At 59.7% G+C, this 15,954-nt stretch carries 17 protein-coding genes; 15 read left to right on the top strand and 2 right to left on the bottom strand.

All coding sequences use genetic code 11. From position 1 onward, the window contains the following. Positions 1-327: 327 nt before the first annotated feature. Together K2Y56_RS00710 and K2Y56_RS00705 are read right to left on the bottom strand one after the other, a co-directional pair. A complete protein-coding gene (locus K2Y56_RS00710; protein WP_292503784.1) occupies positions 328-552 on the bottom strand; it encodes a hypothetical protein in 225 nt (74 codons plus the stop codon). A gap of 82 nt (positions 553-634) precedes the next feature. Then, positions 635-1,240: a thermonuclease family protein gene (locus K2Y56_RS00705; RefSeq protein WP_292503782.1), complete on the bottom strand. Its 606-nt coding sequence runs from the start codon at positions 1,238-1,240 to the stop codon at positions 635-637. A gap of 426 nt (positions 1,241-1,666) precedes the next feature. Between K2Y56_RS00705 and K2Y56_RS00700 the strand changes: the two genes are divergently transcribed. The 15 genes from K2Y56_RS00700 to K2Y56_RS00630 all read left to right on the top strand — a co-directional run bounded on the left by K2Y56_RS00700 (position 1,667) and on the right by K2Y56_RS00630 (position 15,873). After that, the gene (locus K2Y56_RS00700; protein ID WP_292503780.1) at positions 1,667-2,338 is read left to right on the top strand and encodes a lytic transglycosylase domain-containing protein; all 672 of its coding nucleotides are present in this window, start codon (positions 1,667-1,669) and stop codon (positions 2,336-2,338) included. Beyond that, positions 2,338-2,637: a TrbC/VirB2 family protein gene (locus K2Y56_RS00695; protein WP_292503779.1), complete on the top strand. Its 300-nt coding sequence runs from the start codon at positions 2,338-2,340 to the stop codon at positions 2,635-2,637. The genes K2Y56_RS00700 and K2Y56_RS00695 overlap by 1 nt, the downstream gene beginning before the upstream one ends. A 33-nt stretch (positions 2,638-2,670) precedes the next feature. Continuing rightward, positions 2,671-2,967: a VirB3 family type IV secretion system protein gene (locus K2Y56_RS00690; RefSeq protein ID WP_292503778.1), complete on the top strand. Its 297-nt coding sequence runs from the start codon at positions 2,671-2,673 to the stop codon at positions 2,965-2,967. Between the two features lie 3 nt (positions 2,968-2,970). Continuing rightward, positions 2,971-5,427 (top strand): VirB4 family type IV secretion system protein, encoded by a 2,457-nt coding sequence (locus tag K2Y56_RS00685; RefSeq protein ID WP_292503775.1) that lies wholly within the window; start codon positions 2,971-2,973, stop codon positions 5,425-5,427. Then, positions 5,424-6,293 carry a hypothetical protein gene (locus K2Y56_RS00680; protein WP_292503772.1) on the top strand — a complete coding sequence of 290 codons (870 nt, stop codon included), beginning with the start codon at positions 5,424-5,426 and terminating at the stop codon, positions 6,291-6,293. The genes K2Y56_RS00685 and K2Y56_RS00680 overlap by 4 nt, the downstream gene beginning before the upstream one ends. A 27-nt stretch (positions 6,294-6,320) precedes the next feature. Further along, positions 6,321-7,031, top strand: coding sequence for a type IV secretion system protein (locus K2Y56_RS00675; protein ID WP_292503770.1), 711 nt, complete (start codon positions 6,321-6,323; stop codon positions 7,029-7,031). A 7-nt stretch (positions 7,032-7,038) separates the two neighbouring features. Then, entirely contained in the window at positions 7,039-7,281 is a 243-nt protein-coding gene (locus K2Y56_RS00670) for a hypothetical protein (protein ID WP_292503767.1), read from the top strand. 10 nt (positions 7,282-7,291) lie between these two features. Beyond that, entirely contained in the window at positions 7,292-8,425 is a 1,134-nt protein-coding gene (locus tag K2Y56_RS00665; protein ID WP_292503765.1) for a type IV secretion system protein, read from the top strand. Between the two features lie 9 nt (positions 8,426-8,434). Next, positions 8,435-9,157 carry a virB8 family protein gene (locus K2Y56_RS00660; RefSeq protein WP_366848009.1) on the top strand — a complete coding sequence of 241 codons (723 nt, stop codon included), beginning with the start codon at positions 8,435-8,437 and terminating at the stop codon, positions 9,155-9,157. Beyond that, a complete protein-coding gene (gene virB9 / locus K2Y56_RS00655; protein WP_292503763.1) occupies positions 9,154-9,942 on the top strand; it encodes a P-type conjugative transfer protein VirB9 in 789 nt (262 codons plus the stop codon). Before K2Y56_RS00660 ends, virB9 begins: the two co-directional genes overlap by 4 nt. Positions 9,943-9,954: 12 nt before the next feature. Next, entirely contained in the window at positions 9,955-11,334 is a 1,380-nt protein-coding gene (virB10, locus tag K2Y56_RS00650) for a type IV secretion system protein VirB10 (RefSeq protein WP_292503761.1), read from the top strand. Between the two features lie 16 nt (positions 11,335-11,350). Continuing rightward, positions 11,351-12,319, top strand: coding sequence for a P-type DNA transfer ATPase VirB11 (virB11, locus tag K2Y56_RS00645; protein WP_292503758.1), 969 nt, complete (start codon positions 11,351-11,353; stop codon positions 12,317-12,319). A 23-nt stretch (positions 12,320-12,342) separates the two neighbouring features. Next, positions 12,343-14,898, top strand: coding sequence for a type IV secretory system conjugative DNA transfer family protein (locus tag K2Y56_RS00640; RefSeq protein WP_292503756.1), 2,556 nt, complete (start codon positions 12,343-12,345; stop codon positions 14,896-14,898). Between the two features lie 279 nt (positions 14,899-15,177). After that, positions 15,178-15,657: an AraC family transcriptional regulator gene (locus tag K2Y56_RS00635; protein ID WP_292503754.1), complete on the top strand. Its 480-nt coding sequence runs from the start codon at positions 15,178-15,180 to the stop codon at positions 15,655-15,657. Between the two features lie 9 nt (positions 15,658-15,666). Further along, on the top strand, positions 15,667-15,873 hold the full coding sequence (locus K2Y56_RS00630; RefSeq protein ID WP_292503787.1) for an EamA family transporter: 207 nt from the start codon (positions 15,667-15,669) through the stop codon (positions 15,871-15,873). Positions 15,874-15,954 lie beyond the last annotated feature (81 nt).

Below are 15,954 nucleotides of genomic sequence, written 5' to 3'. Positions count from 1 at the left end.
CAGCGGATGGGAGGGGGGCAAGGCCGCCGGCCGGGCGGGGGTGCGCCCACCCGAAGGGCGGCCTGGGCCGCGGCCCTGGCCGGCTTGGCAGGCGCGCGACCGCGCGCCGAAAGCTGGGGCGGACCCGGCCGGCGGCCTTGCGGGGGAGGGAAGGCAGAGCCCTCCCTTCCCCACCCGACAAAAAGGAAGGGGGACGCCCGGCGTCCGCCTTGCGGGGAGCCCGCAGGGCGGAGTGCCCGACAGGGATCGTCACCCGGCAGGGCGGAGACGCCGCAGGTGGCTCCGGTCGCTTGCAGAGCGACTAGAGCCCGGCCCGAAGGGGTCGGCTTACTCGGAGGTCGGTTCGGGAGGGAGCTTTGCGGTGAAGGTCTTAGGCACGTATCCAAGCACTTCGATCAAGATTTCAAGCACCCTCCGGCAATTACTAAGACAATATTCAGCTTCTTTCAAATCATATTCAAGGGCAGCATCATTTTTGATTTCAGCCTGAAAAGCCAAAAATTCGAATTTGGCGAGGGCATTGATATAATTCACATGCGCACCGACTGCCATTAGCTCTACGTTTCCGCAGACATTATGACTATCTGAATTCAAGTCCATACCCCAATGTTGATGATACGGAGGCAGGCTGGAACTATTCCTTGAAATAAGCAGGTGATGATATGCCGCGCTGAGACTCCAAAGTTCGATTTATTATTTTTGATGGATTTGGAAAATCGGGAAACGCCCACAAGCCGGCCTTGCGCTGCTCGGCCTGATCCTCTGCGACGCCGTAGGCCGGATGCACAATGCTGCCGTCCGCCCTGCGAGAGGCAAATCCATAACCTTGAATAATAAGTGCGGTCCCAAGATCGATCCTGGCGCCCGCGGCTGGTCCTTTCTGGATCGTAGCCATGCATATGACGAAGCGTGTTCGTTGAGCGACGTCTTCGACCACGGTGGAGCATTTTGGCTTAAGATCTCGGATCATAGAAACAAGAACCGCAAGAGATGCCTCGCCGCAATCATTCGATATTCCATGCGTATTTTTAAATTCTGTTCCCCTAAGACAGGATTGTACGCCGTAAAGCCGATAATTTACGGTTTGATATGTCCAACTGTCGCCAGTCGTGAAGACCGATCCTTTGGGAATAGGATACCACTCCTGCGGGATTTTATTGTCCCCCGTCGCCTGCGGCGTGTCGATACCGAGCGCCAAGCAGGCCAAAGCGGCAAGAAGTCTTTTGAGATAGGCAGACATACCCATGCGCTCCGAACGAGATTGTTGCGTCAGGCATACTTTCATTTGCAAAATCATGCGGAAACAATGGAATTACCAAAGGTAATTTTGAATGCAATTTCCATTATTGTCCTTATGTATACTCTTATATGATTCATATAGACTCCCGACATCTGACTGCCTCGGGCAAAAATGCAACATATACACAAAAGGTCCCCTTTGCTGCGTCGCAACGCTGGACTAAATGCTTTAGGCTCGCAAACGCTAAAAGATAAGGAGGCTCGGCGGATGCGGACGACAGGCGCGCAAGCGTGGCGGGCTGGCGGGTTGGGGTTGGGGTTGGCGTCGTTGGCGGGCTTTGCTCTGGCCGGCCCGACCGCGAACCCTACGGCCCCCCGTCAGCACGTCGCCACGCGGGACGCCACGGCGCCGGTCACGGTCACGGCCATGGTCGATCCCAGCGGAACAATCGTCCCGGCCGTCCCACTCCCCGCCGCGGTGGAGGTTCTGGGCCTCGACAAGCCCGTGGTTCCGGAGGCGCCTCAGGTCGCTCCGCAGGCAGGCCCATGCCCGAAGGCTCCCGCTCTTTCGCAAGATGAGGCCAGGGCGATCGTGCTCAAGGTCGCACAGGAGGAGGGGTTTTATCCGGATTTTGTATTATCCGTGGCTCTTGTGGAGAGCAACTTTCGGACTGATGCCCTGTCCGACAAGGGTGCTGTTGGCTTGATGCAGCTTATGCCGGCCACAGGCAAGACTTATAAGGTCGATATCTGTGATCCGCGACAGAATGTCCTCGGTGGCGTGCGCCTTCTTCGCAGTCTTCACGAGAAATACAAAAATCCGTTCTTCATCCTTGCTGCCTATAACGCGGGAGAAGTCGCGGTTCAGCAAGCGAAAGGCGTTCCGCCGATAGCTGAGACAGTGCGTTTTGTCGCCAATGTCATGAATAACTTTTACGAATGGCCTCAGATCGAGAAGGCACGGCCTGGCAGCAAGCGGGTCGCCTCTCGGGCCGATCGGACTCCGGGGGCGAAGGCGCCGGAGAGCAACGGCCGCTGGTCCAGCGGCTTCGTCATGCACCTCGACGGAGGGGGTGTCGTGCAAGAGGAGAACCGGTGATGCAAATTAATCGTGCAGTGCAGATCGCGGCAACGGCAGCTCTGCTGTCGCTCTGCGTGACGGATGCAGCCTATGCTCAGTCGCTTGCCCCGGTACAGACGACGGTTCAACAGCTTGTCCAAATTCTGACGGGAACGATTTCCACCGGACTGGCAACGTTGGCCGTCATCGCCTGCGGGTTCTTCGCATGGGCGGGCCGCCTGACCTGGGGCATCGCGGGATCGGTGATCTTCGGGATCGTGCTCGTCTTCGGTGCCGCTCAGATCGTCCAGTTCTTCCAGAGCGCCGTTGGCTCCTGATTGTCCAGAGGGTGATGACCGGAGAGTGACCCGATGACCGAGAGCGAATTGGAAGAACCGATCATCACCCCCCTGGTGCGCGCGCTCACGCGCGCACCCACGCTGCTCGGCGTGCCATACCTGTTTTTCATGTTCAACGGCGTGATCACCTCGTGCTTGTTTTTGATGTCGCACAATCTTTTTATGCTGCTGTCGTTCATCCCCATCCACATTGTCGGATATTTAGCGACGATCCGTGATGATCGGATTTTTGAAATCCTCGCAATTCGATTGCGTCGCAGCCCACCGCTCATCAATACGTTTTGGAATGCGACATCCTATAAGGTTTGACCAATGGCCTTCCGCGCACTTCAGAATGAATTGACCTTTGGCGCTTTTTCACAACGAGAGAAAACCGTCTCTTCGCATGTGCCTTACACGCGCCACGTCGATGACAATATCGTCAAAACGCGCGACAATTACGTTCTCAATGTCATTAAGCTCGAAGGCTACCCTTTCGAGACGCAGGATATCAGCGAAATCAATGCAAAGCTTCTGAGCCGCAACGATCTGGTTCGGACGCTCAACAACTCGCGCTTTGCATTGGCCTCGCACATCATCAGGCGTGAGATCATCCCCGAAATCCGGTCGACCTTCGACAATCCGCTCTGCGCGATGATCGATCAGCGCTATACGGCCGCGCTGTCGAAGCGGCGCATGTTCGTCAACGACCTGTATCTGACGCTGATCCGCCGGCCGTTGCAGGGCAATGCCGGCAGGGCCGAAGTGACCTTCGGCAAGATGTTCAGCCGGAAATCGCTGCGCGGCGATGACGTGGCGCTCCTCGAGGCGGCGTCCGAGCTGCGGGATGCCACCGTGGCTCTCAAGGAAGTCCTGAAGCCCTACGGGGCGCGGCTCCTCGGGGTGCGCGAGGAAGAGGGCGTCTTTCACTCGGAACCGCTCGAATTCCTGGTGCAGCTCATCAACGGGGCCAGGCCGCGCCCGATGCCTCTGCCGCGCCTGCCCCTCAACGAGGCCATGGCGCTCAAGCGACTCTTCTTCGGCAAGAACACACTGGAGATCCGCGGGGCCTCTCCGGACGAAAGCCGGTTCGGCGCGGTCCTGTCGGTGCGGGAGTATCCCTCGATGAGCGGGCCGGGCTCGCTCGATACGCTGTTGCGGGTGCCGCACGAGATCATCGTGTCCCAGACCTTCGGACTGATCGACAGGCCCGAGGCTCTGAAGCAGATCGATCGCGTCGAGCGTCAGGTCAGCATGTCCGACGAAGGCGGCACCGTGGTCGCCGACCATCTCCACGTTGCCCGCAACGAGCTGGTGTCGTCCGAGAGCGCCTACGGCGAGCACCACATGACGGTGCTCTGCCTGGGTCAGACGCTCAAAGAGGTCGCCGCGGCGGTGACGGCGGCGGGAGCGGCGCTGACGGACCGCTCGGTGATCTGGGTCCGTGAGGATCTCAACGCGGAGATGGCTTTCTGGGCTCAGCTCCCTGGGAATTTTGCATACATCGCCCGCAAGAGCATCATATCGAGCAAGAATTTCGCGGGCTTCATGAGCCTCCACAACTACCCGTCCGGCACTCCCACCGGCAATCATTGGGGGCCGGCGATTTCTCTGTTCGAAACAGAGAGCCAAACCGCGTACTATTACAATATGCATATCAAGGACGTCGGGCACTTTACCGTTGTCGGACCGACCGGCAGCGGCAAGACCGTGTTTCTTGCTTTCATCTCCGCTCAGTCGCAAAGGATTTATCCGCGGCCCAAGCTGATTTTTATGGATAAGGATCGAGGCTGCGAGATCTTTATTCGAGCCATGGGCGGACAGTACGAGGATTTGCAACCCGGCGAACCGACCGGGTTCAATCCTTTGATGATGAAAGACACCGGCGAGAACCGGGCGCTCTTGGAGAAACTGTTCAGCTTCATGCTCCGTCCGGCAAAATCGGGTGACAACCTGACCGCGACCGAAACGCAGGTCATCAACTCCGCGATTTCGCATGTCCTTCGCTCCGGTCCAGAGGGTCGAAAGCTGGCAGCCTTTCAGGAGTTGCTACGCGGGCGCATTCGGGCCGGCGAAGACGATCTTGCGAGCCGGTTGCAGCCCTGGCTTGTTCAGAGTCAGCGCGGCTGGCTGTTCAACAATGACACCGACAGCTTTGAAATAGGTCAGGTCTTCGGCTTCGACATGACTCGCGTGCTGGACGATCCCACAACGCGCACAGCCGCACTGATGTATATATTCCATCGCATCGAAGAAATGATGACGGGCGATCCTGTCATGATCTTCCTTGATGAAGGCTGGAAGTTGCTCGACGATCCGATTTTTTCGGATTTCATCAAGGACAAGCTCAAGACGCTCCGCAAAAAGAATGGTGTTGTCGGGTTCGGCACCCAATCGGCCGCCGACATCGTCAATTCTGATACGTCGAGCACACTGCTTGAGCAGAGCAAGACGAACATCTTCTTTCCAAACCCGAAGGCCGACGACAACAGCTATCGTATCGCCTTCCAGCTTTCCAAGAGAGAGATCAACTGGATCAGGCGCACCGCACCTGAAAGTCGGACCTTTCTCATCAAGCACGGCACGGACTCCGTCATTGCCAAGCTGAACCTCGCGGGAATGCCGGGGATCATCAAGGTTCTCTCCGGCCGGGCGGAAACGCTCGCGGAGATGATGGCTCTGCGCACCCTCCACGGGGATGCTCCCTCGGCCTGGCTGCCGGAGTTCATGGGCGAGCCGCTTGAGGTGCCCCACGCCCCCACACATTCCGCGACAGGAGGACCGCTGTGAGCGCTCGGATCTCTCTCGTCCTTTCGACCGTGGCCGGCCTGGTCGGCGTCACTCCGGCGTTGGCCCTGGCGGTCATCGACGGCGCGGTCCTCTCTCAGAAGACGGACACCAAGGGCAGCACCGTCAAGCTCGTGCCGATCCAGTCCAACACCAAGGACCAGACGGACGGGATCAAATGCGCCGTCACCACGGGCCAGCAGGGGAACGTCTCCGATCCGGCGAAGCCTGCGAACCCCACACAGGGGCGGAGCAAGGCGCAGCTCTACGGCCCCGATCTGCCGGCGAACTGGCAGCCCCCCACGACGGGATCCACGGGTTCGAGCGGTTCGAGCGGTTCGACGGGTTCGACGCAGAACCGCGAGGTGGCGACGGGGAATTTCGGTCGCAACCAGGAGCTGGGCACGGCCGGCGACGTGATCGGCGGCCTGATGGGCAGCGAGGAGACGATCCCGGCGACCACCAACGTCTACCGGCAACAGGCGGGCACCATCGGCCAATCCAAGACGATTCAGGGCTCCTGGGATCAGAACTCGGGCCTGCGCGTGCAAAACGCCTTGACCTGGAACCAGAGCACCAACGCCCTCAACCTGTTCGTCCAGGCGCTCAACCTCGCCAACCTGATGCGGGCGAACGACATGAGCCGTGCTGCGACGGCTCTCGGCAGTGCGATGCCCGCCTTCACGGCCGGCTCCGGCTTCGGCGGGCAGCCCATCGCCTGCGCACCCGGTCAGATCGTCAATCCGTCTGCCGGCGCCGCCGGGGCGCCTCCCTGCCTCGATGCTCGGTCGCCCAATACCGACCCCGCGACAGCCGAGTCCCTCGCGCGGTTCCAAGCGTCCGCAAAGGCAAACGCGGCCGGCCAGTAGATCAACTCCAAGAGTGAGGGGGCTTGAATGAAACACTTCCTGATGTCGTTGCTCTTTGGCTTGGCAATGATCGGCTCTGCCTCCGCGCAGATGCCCGTCATCGACAACGCCAATCTGACGCAAGCGCAGCAAATCGCGTCCAACACGCAACAGATCCTTGATGCCGACAAGAGCATCATGAATTACACTCAAAAGACGTTGCAGGCGGTCACGGGCGACCGGTCATCCGATGCACAGGGCCAGCTCTCCCAAATGGCGCTCGGCTCCGGCTTCTCGATGGGCTCGGCGCCCTCTCTCTCTTCCGTGATCTCGGGCGGAGCGCTGTCGTTCACCGGCATGGGCTCTGGATCGCAGAACATCGTCTCCACGCTGCTCTCCGGGTTGCAGCTCGTCTCGTCCATCACGGGCGTGGGAACGTCGCATCCCAATGATCGCGCCTACACGAACGCCGTCAACGTCGCCTCGACCCTCACCGGACTTGTGAATTCGACGCAAGGCGCAATCACCAACCGGACGCAGTCTTTTAAAACCGGGGCTCAATCCATCGGCTCATCGAAGGACATCAAGGCATCCATCGACCAGAACAGCCAAATTCAGGTGCAGACCGGCCAAACCATCAACGAACTGACAGGCGTCATGAACAACGCCGTCACCGCGGCCAATCAAGCCAACCTCGACCGGATCGCACAGGAAAGCGCGGTGGCGCGGGCGATCTCGGCGTCGCCTCAGACCCGGTGAGGCAGCCATGATCCGTCCACACGCCCTGCGGCTGGCCGCGGTGAGCGCGATCGTCCTCGTGTTGGGCGGCTGCGGGTACAAACCCCTCATGGCGCCCTGCTCGCCCGACGATGGCGTGCCACCCGGCTACGATACGACGCCGCTCGCCTACGCCTCCAAGCCCCGGCTCGATCTCGCTGCCCCCTTCACGCCTGCTCTGCCCAAACAGAGCGCGGGGAAGGATGCCTGCGGCCCCATGAAGCCGATCTAGGAGGCCAACCATGGCACAGGCGACCACCGGCGGGTTCAGCGTCACCGGCCTGCTCCAGAACGTGGACAACATCGGCCACACCTACGTTCAGAGCACCTACCAGTCCCTGGCGAACAACCTCGACAGCCAGGGCCTCAGCGGCTCGGTCGTTACGTTGATGCTGACGCTCTATGTGGTCCTGTGGGGATATGGCATCTGGGCTGGCACAGCACAGGGAAGCCCGACAGAGATATGCTGGCGCCTGTTCCGCGTCTTCATCATTTACACGCTGGCCCTCAAGTGGGCTGAGTTTCAAACCCTCGCATATAACTTCATCAACGACGCCCCCGAGTCTATTGGCCGGGCAATGCTGTCTGCAAGCTCGACCGGCTACAATTCGACCGGCGACGTTCAGAACGGCTTGCAACAAGTCATCGATATTACCAACGACGCGGCCGAAAAATTCGTCAAGAATGCCGGCGTCCTGAGTTGGGGCGTCTATATCTATGCCGGCATGTTCCAGTTGGTCATGTATGCGCTGGTTGGCATCGCCATCGCGGCTATTGTTCTCGCCAAAGTTATGACATGGATACTTTTGGCGACCGCTCCGATATTCATTTTACTTATGCTTTTTGCGTTTACCGCCCGCTACACAATCGGATGGATTAACGCCATCATTCTATTTTTCGTAATCCAGATCATTATCTATGCGTTTTTGGCCTTTTATCTTTCGCTGATTACGGGCGTCCTGAATGCGTTAGCTCAAAAAGCCAGCACCGTAACGGTTGTCTGGGGCGACATTCTTCCCGTGGAACTCATGGGGGTTATCGGGATCTTCCTCATGATCCAGATCCCTGCCGTCGCCGGGATGATCGTCGGCACGGGCGGCTTTCACTGGCCGGTCCTGGGCCGGTTCCTGGGCCTCGGAGGGGGACTCCGCAGAGGGCGGGACCGCCGCCCGCAGGCGGCAGCCCTCGCGGGCTCCCCGCCGAGCGTCGGCCCCAGCTCCCCCGGTGGCCCGGGCCTCATCAGCCCGTCACCAACCCCGCCCATGCTGAGCCCACCGCTCAAGCAGCTCTCGCCGCCCCCGCTTCAGCTACCGCCTCCGGCGCACTACTCCGCGGAAGCACAACGTCTAGCAAAACAACTCAAAAATAATTCCTAGTTGGGGGCCATGATGTCTGCCGCAAGCTCTGACGCAACCGCCTCTCCATCCGGGGTTGAGCGACAATATTACAAGAACGGAGAGACGTGGGAACACGATATCGCCCGCCGCAATCGATACTCGCGGTCGCTCGCTTGGACGGTTGCTGCTGTCATGAGCCTCATTGCACTTGGAAGCATTGGCGCATTGTTACTGGCCTTGCCGCTCAAAACCTATGAGCCGTATGTCATTGAGGTCGATAGATCGTCTGGTTTTGTCGATATCAAGAGACCAACTGCTGTCGGGCCTCTCACCCAGGACGAAGCGATCACGATGTTCAACATCGTTCGCTATGTTCGAGCGAGAGAAACGTATGATCCACGGGAGGTCAAAGACAACTTCGACCTTGCGCAACTGCTTTCTACGGGCAAGGCCGCTCAATCTTTGCGAGATCTCTACGAACCGAGCAACCCCAAAAACCCTCAGAAAATCTATAAGATCAACACGACGGTATCGGTCTACATCAAATCAGTTACGTTCCCGAACAAGAGAACGGCCCTGGTGCGCTTCTCAACGGAAGAGCGTTCGAACTCCAATGTCAAAAAGGAAAATTGGCTTTCCGTTGTTCGCTTCCAGTACAGCAATGCTCCCATGCGGAATGAGTACAGATTTGAAAACCCGCTTGGTTTTCAGGTGACAGAATATCGTCGCGACCAAGAGTCGGTTCAGGCGGACGGGAGCGCGGCGCAATGAGATCGCCTCGTACATTGCTCTTGGCCCTTGCCTTGAGTGCCGTGTTCTCATCAGTCCATGCGGAGGAAACCCCCGTTCCCGGCCGCTCTGATCGGCGTATCCGAACGGTCGTCTACAATCAAAACAACGTCGTTGCTATCGATGCGACGTTCGGAACCAGTACGCTGATCGTGCTCGATCCTGAGGAGAAAATCCAGACACTCGGCCTTGGCGACGCGATGGCGTGGAAGGTCGAACCGAACGGCGCAGGCAATCTTCTGTTCCTGAAGCCTGTCGAGAAGGATGCGGGCTCCAATCTGAACATCGTCACCGACAAGCGCATTTACACCCTGGCCCTTCGATCCAACAACAATCCTCCTGGCAGTCAAATCTACAAGGTCGTTTTTCAGTACCCTGAGAAAGACGCCGACAACCAAATGATGGCGGAGGCACGCGAGCGAGCGCGCTTCCCAAATCTCAAGAACATGAACGTGGCGGACCTGAACTCAGCCTACGGATACAAGGGATCGTCGGTCAACAAACCAGATGCCGTTTATGATGACGGAAGAAAAACGTGGTTCCGTTTCAGCGGCCCTGTTCCTTCGATCTATTCTGTCGACTCTGAGCGCAATGAAGCGCTGGTCAACTACCGGCGTGAGGGTGATTACATCGTGGTCGATAAGGTCAACTTTCAGTGGACCTTGCGAAATGGGACGGATTCAACCTGTGTGTTCAATCAACGACTGAGGAACACGTACCAACCGACCGGCCTAGAGCCGACAGCGCCCAAGCTCGTCCGGCGATAGAGGAGGCAGGTCATGCCCGATGAAGACTTCTACCGCCAGCTCGACGGCGATGGCTCTACGGCGGTTGCTCGCGAACGCACCAAGAGGGGCGTGCTCGTTCCGCTTCTCCTGATCGGCGGGGTGTTCGGGGCTTGGGGCGTCAACGAATGGCGCAAGGCCAACCAGGCACCGCCGTTGATGACCTCCCCCGACAAGGAGGAGTTCCAAACCTCCACCGCGCAGCTCCAGACCCCGACTGAGCCGGTCGCCAAGGTCGAACCGGGCATCATCGCCGTTCCGCCCGAGCCGCTGCCGCCGCCGGCACCGCCTGCGCCGCCCCCGACTGCGCTCCCGCCGCCTCCCTCGCCGGAAGCCGCAGAACCTTCCGCCCCCCTCGTGGAGAAGGACGACAGCGAGGCACGCAGGCGGGAGGAGGAAGAGCGCCGTCGACGTGAGGAGGAACGGCGCTGGGCCCGCCTCCGGGCGCCGATGCTGCTGCGCAACGAGTCCGGGAGCCCGGCCGGGGACGCCGCGTCCTCGAGCACCGACGACTCGGACGCCCTGGACGATGATCCGAACCGCCGCTTTCTGGCAGCCAAGGGGTCGGCGGCCTTCGAGGTGAGCGAGGCCACGCAGAACAAGCGGATCGACGCCTTGGTGCCGCAGGGCACGATCATCCAGGCCGTCTTGGACAATGCCGTGCAATCCGATCTGCCGGGCATGGTTCGCGCGACAGTCAAGGAGGATGTGTTCTCGTTTGATGGCCGCCGCGTCCTGATCCCTGCCGGCAGCCGGCTCATTGGCGACTACAAGAGCGGGCTCGCGACGGGGCAAACCCGCGTGTTCATCGTCTGGACGCGGTTGCTGCGGGCTGACGGCGTATCGGTGCAGCTTGGCTCGATCGGCGGCGATGCGCTGGGGCGGGCCGGCGTCGCCGGCTTCGTCGATGAGCACTATGTCGAGCGCTTCGGCTCGGCGATCCTGCTCAGCATCGCGGGTGCCGGCGCCCAATACCTGTCGACCCTCGGACAGAAGGGAGGCGGCTACTACGGTGGCTATGGCGGATACGGCGGGTACGGCGGGTACGGCGCCCCGAATACCGTCACGACGACCGACCCGGTTACGGGGGTGACGACGACGACGACCCTGCCGCCGACCCGGCAACAGCAAAACAATCAGGCGATGCAGATTGCGTCACAGACGGTCGGACAGTCGATGAACAACATCGCGCAGATGGCCTTGCGCAATTCGATCAACATCCCTCCGACGATCTACCTCGATCAAGGCGCGGCGGTGACGGTCTTTGTCAGAAAAGACCTCAGCTTCGCACGGTTTTATCCTGACCCGGTTCAGGAGGCTCTACGAGAGATCAGAAATGAGCGCCGATCCACATCGAGTCGTGTATATAAATGAAGCGCTCAAGCCTCTCATGCGCTGGCTCGAAGACAGCCAGGTCGTCGAGATCTCCGCCAACGGGCCGGGGGCGGTCTTCGTCGAGCGGTTCGGCCAGACGTACATGGAGCGGCACGAGCTGCCGGCGCTGACGGAGAGCGCCATCGTCCACCTCGCGGAGCGTGTGGCGGCCTACACGGGACAGGCGGTCAACATCGAACGGCCGCTTCTCTCGGCCGCCCTCCCGAACGGCGACCGATTTCAGGCCGTGCTCGCGCCCGCCACGCCAACCGGCGGCGCCTTCGCCATCCGAAAGCAGGTCATCCAGGACATGCGCCTCGATCAGTACCGCACGCGGGGGTCGTTCGACCGCGTGACGGTCTCGACCGAGGAGAGCTTGAGCCCGACGGACGAAGCGCTGTGCCAGGCCCTCGATGCGGGCCGGTTCGAAGCGTTCATCCGGCAGGCGGTGGCGGAACGGTACACGATCCTGCTGTCCGGCGGCACCAACTCGGGCAAGACCACCTTCCTCAACGCGATCCTGAAGGAAGTGCCTGAGGCAGAACGCATCCTCACGATCGAGGACACGCGCGAGGTCAAGCCGATTCAGCTCAATCACCTGCCGCTCCTCGCCTCGAAGGGCGAGCAGGGCGCGGCCCGCGTCAGCGTCGAGGATCTGTTGCAGGCCTCCCTGCGCCTGCGTCCGGATCGCATCTTCCTGGGAGAGATCCGCGGGCCGGAAGCCTACTCCTTCCTGCGGGCCGTCAACACGGGCCACCCCGGCTCGATCACGACGGTTCACGCAGACACCCCGGCCGGAGCGTGGGAGCAGTTGGCCCTGATGGTCATGCAAGCGGGCCTCGGCCTTCGGCGCGAGGAAATCATCTCCTACATCCGAAGCGTCGTGCCCATCATCATCCAGCTCCGAAAGATCGGCGGATGGCGCGGCGTCACAGAGATTTATTTCAATAAAATGCCGGAATGGAAAGCCAAGAGCAAATCCTGAACTGACTCTGACGGAGCCAATCGATGAATAAAGTCAGAGCGATCCGGGCTATCGAGCTACTGTTCTTCGCCGTCTTTCTATATATTGCGTGGTGCCTCGCCTACGAAATAACCGTGGCCGCTCGCTACAACCCGGCCCTGTATCCGAGTGAGGGAAGAACCCGCTTCGCCCTCTTGCAGCTTCAGCAGGTATTTGTTTTTCCAGATAGCCTTTTTCTGGCGCCGAAGCATTTTTGGTCGCGCCTTCACTTTCCGGCCACACAAGGCGAAGCGATCCTGAGGGCGCTGATCGCTCTCGGTGGTGTAGTTGGCCTGGGCGCCGGCCTGGCGGTCCTCCGGCTCGCGACGAAGCCCGCGAAACCCTTCGGAGATGCGACCTTCGGCTCGCTCAAGGACGCCGGCAGAGCCAAGCTCCTGAAGGACTCGGGCATTGTGCTGGGGCGCCTCAACGGTGTGCCGCTCCGCTCTGCGGACGATGGCCATCTTCTCGTCGTCGGGCCAACCCGGAGCGGTAAGGGCGTCGGCTTCGTGCTCCCCAACCTCTATGAATGGCAAGGTTCGGCGCTCGTCTTGGATTGGAAATCCGAGAATTTCGACAACAGCGCCATGCATCGCGTGGCAATGGGTCAGAAGGTATATAAATTCGCTCCGGGACATGAGAGCAGCCACCGCTACAATCCACTCGATTTTGTCCGGCGCAATCAGTCCATGCCGACCGACTGCGACACAGTTGCCCTCTTCATCATCAAAGCCTTCGACAAAGAAGATATTTGGCCGAAAGCAGCTCGCCTGCTGGTGAGCGGCCTCATTGGCTATGTGCTGACATCGAGTCGGACAGAAGGCGAACGACATCTGCGAGCCGTCGCCAGAATGCTTGTGACCGGCGAGGATCTATCCGATGTGCTGGGAACGATCATCGAAACTGAAGGTGGCGACCTACCGCGTTGGATCATTGACCGCTTTCGTCAATATATGTCGCAACCCGAGAAGACCCGCGGCTCGGTTCTGTTCAACCTCAATACGGCACTGTCTGTATGGAGCAATGACCTGATTTCGTCTGTAACGCAGACTTCTGATTTTGACATCAGAAATATGCGCAAAGATGCGATCACCATATACGTTTGCTGTAATATTTCAGAGTCGCGCGTCTTCAATCTGCTGATCTCGCTGCTTATCCAGCAAATCCATGATCTCAACATGAGATCGTTACCGTCGAAAGACGACAGGCACTCGGTCTTGCTGCTCCTTGATGAGTTCTATTACGCTGGACGAATGATCGATGTCCTAGACAAGGTGTCGATCAGCGCCGGCTACGGCTTTCGAATGGCGATCGTTGTCCAGAGCATTGCTCAGCTCGATGAAATATACGGGCGGAACATGCGGACACTCGCCGTTTCGTCATGCAACGTTCAACTTATCATGAAAGTCAATGACAACGAGACAGCCAAATACGTCTCAGATAGCCTTGGATCGAAAACGGTTGAATTCAAGACCTACGTCAATCGGCCGGGAGCGGGCCTATTTGCTCAGAAAACAATGACGCCGCACCTCATCGAACGCCCCTTGATGACGACATCCGAGGTCAAGGAGATACATGAAACACTCGGATTGCTGTTTGTCGGCAGCACCAAGCCTATCATCTTCAAGAAAATCAGGCATTATGAGCATCAGCCTTACAAGAAAATCTGGATATCGTTCATCAACAAGAAGCCTGATATCCCGCTTCTTCCCGAGTGGACCGACAAGCCAAATCTGATTGTCGATGATGGGCTTCCCTCCAAGCCCGTCGTCGCAGCGGACACCACAGCGGACAGAGTGCCGGCGATCGGCGCCGATCAAGAACCGCATACGCTGGGGCGGCCCTCGATGCCGGCCTCCGGGCGTGGTGACGGGATCGCCAGTCCGGCCGGGCTGACGGGCACGGCGCAGACCGGCCCGGCGCCGGCCGGACCAAGCACCGCAGCCAAGAAGCCCCTCACCCTGGCAGCGCCCATTCGGGAAGGCGGGGAGGTCATCTCCATCAGCCGGCTCGTGTCCGGCACGGATGACGTGCTCCAGGCCGATATCGGCGAGATCGAGGACCTGGCGAGGACCGCGGGCTCCTCGACCGATCACGATAGCCTCACGGACACGAGCCTCACGGGCACCCTCGACGCCTTCGGCGAGGACGATCCGATCGCCGCGGCCCTTCTACGGGCTCAAAGGGCCAACGCGCGCCAGAAGGCCCGGCTGAGTGGACGGGAGGATCCCGGTGAGCCGTCGCCGGAGATGGCGCCCGAAGAGGAGCCTGAGGGCCGCGCGGCCCCTCTGGACGGGGGATCGATCCAGGAGGACGGCGAGCCGCCTGAGGAAGGCGGGTCTCTGGCGAATGCGTTCCGGCAGGCCAAGCAAGCCAACCTCGCGACACAGGGCCGTCCCCTGAGCCTGGAGAAGCCGGCACAAGGGGGCAGGGACGACACCATGTCGAGCTTGGCAGCGTCGTTGCAAAAATCGGCTGAAAAGGCGTCCTCACGCGCTCCGACGACAAAAGGTGGCACGGCCGCCAAGAAAGCCGAACGCTCCGCTCCTACACCACCCTAATTCGTAGAGCCTGATTAAGTGTCGGATCATATCCCCCTCGCGGGCAAGGCCGTCGCTCGGCGACTCTTGGAAATTCGGTCATCTCTTGGAATTCCAAGAGATTATGCTGCCTGTGCCCTCAACATGTCGTATTCTCACTTCGCAAAATACGAACTAGGCACCGCTAGTATCAACCTCGAAAATCTAAACAAGCTTGCCAAATTTTACAAAGTATCACCACTTGCATTCTATGATTGGGCCGAGACAGACGAAAACTCAGCTCCCTGGCTAAGATCTCTAGTGAAAGATCAAGATACGCGCGACATTTTATGTGCTTACTCACAGATCAAGAACGCGAAAACACAGCAGAAGATCCTCTTCCTCGTGCAAATCGCGGCCACGATCCCGAAGCCATGTGGTGAGCGTCAGTCGGAGCAGGGCGACTCAATCGTCATGCGTGCCAAAGCGTATGTCGAGGCTAACATCAAAGACCGCACGCTCGATCCATCGCGGCTCGCCACCGCAATCGGCATCTCACTCCGCCGACTCCAAGAGTTATTCGCTGAACGCGACTTAAACATTGCCAGCTACATCTGGCAGTGCCGACTAGAAGTCGCGGCGAAGCTCTTAGAGGCTCCCGGCAGCGGTCATCTCTCACTTGGGTCCGTCGCAGAGAGCTGCGGATTTGCTGATCAGGCGCATTTCTCCCGGCGCTTCAAGGCTCTGCACGGCATGACGCCGAGCGAGTACCGGGCCACACTCATCGTGCAGACCCAGTGATGGGACTTCATCGGAACAGCGCTCGGCTACTGGGCCATGACGGTGGTGAGCCGGCGGGTGCCGGCCACCACTGCGTCTCTCGGCGTCCTCGCGACGCCCGTGCTGGGAATCGGTCTGTCGGCTGTCATCCTGGCCGAAGGGCTCGATCCGCAACTTGTCATCTCGGCGCTCACCATCCTGCTTGGGATCGCGCTCGGTGCGAAGGGAGGGGGATGAGCCGGGGTAGCGTCCGCGGACGAGGTGTAAATTCGAGGACCGCTTTGGCGGGGATTGGGGTGGCCATCGGGCCATGCGGCT

Source organism: Methylobacterium sp. (assembly GCF_019745455.1).
In the GTDB taxonomy this organism is placed as follows: domain Bacteria; phylum Pseudomonadota; class Alphaproteobacteria; order Rhizobiales; family Beijerinckiaceae; genus Methylobacterium.
Note: the sequence above shows the minus strand (reverse complement) of the source record. Positions and strands in the feature narration are given on the sequence as shown.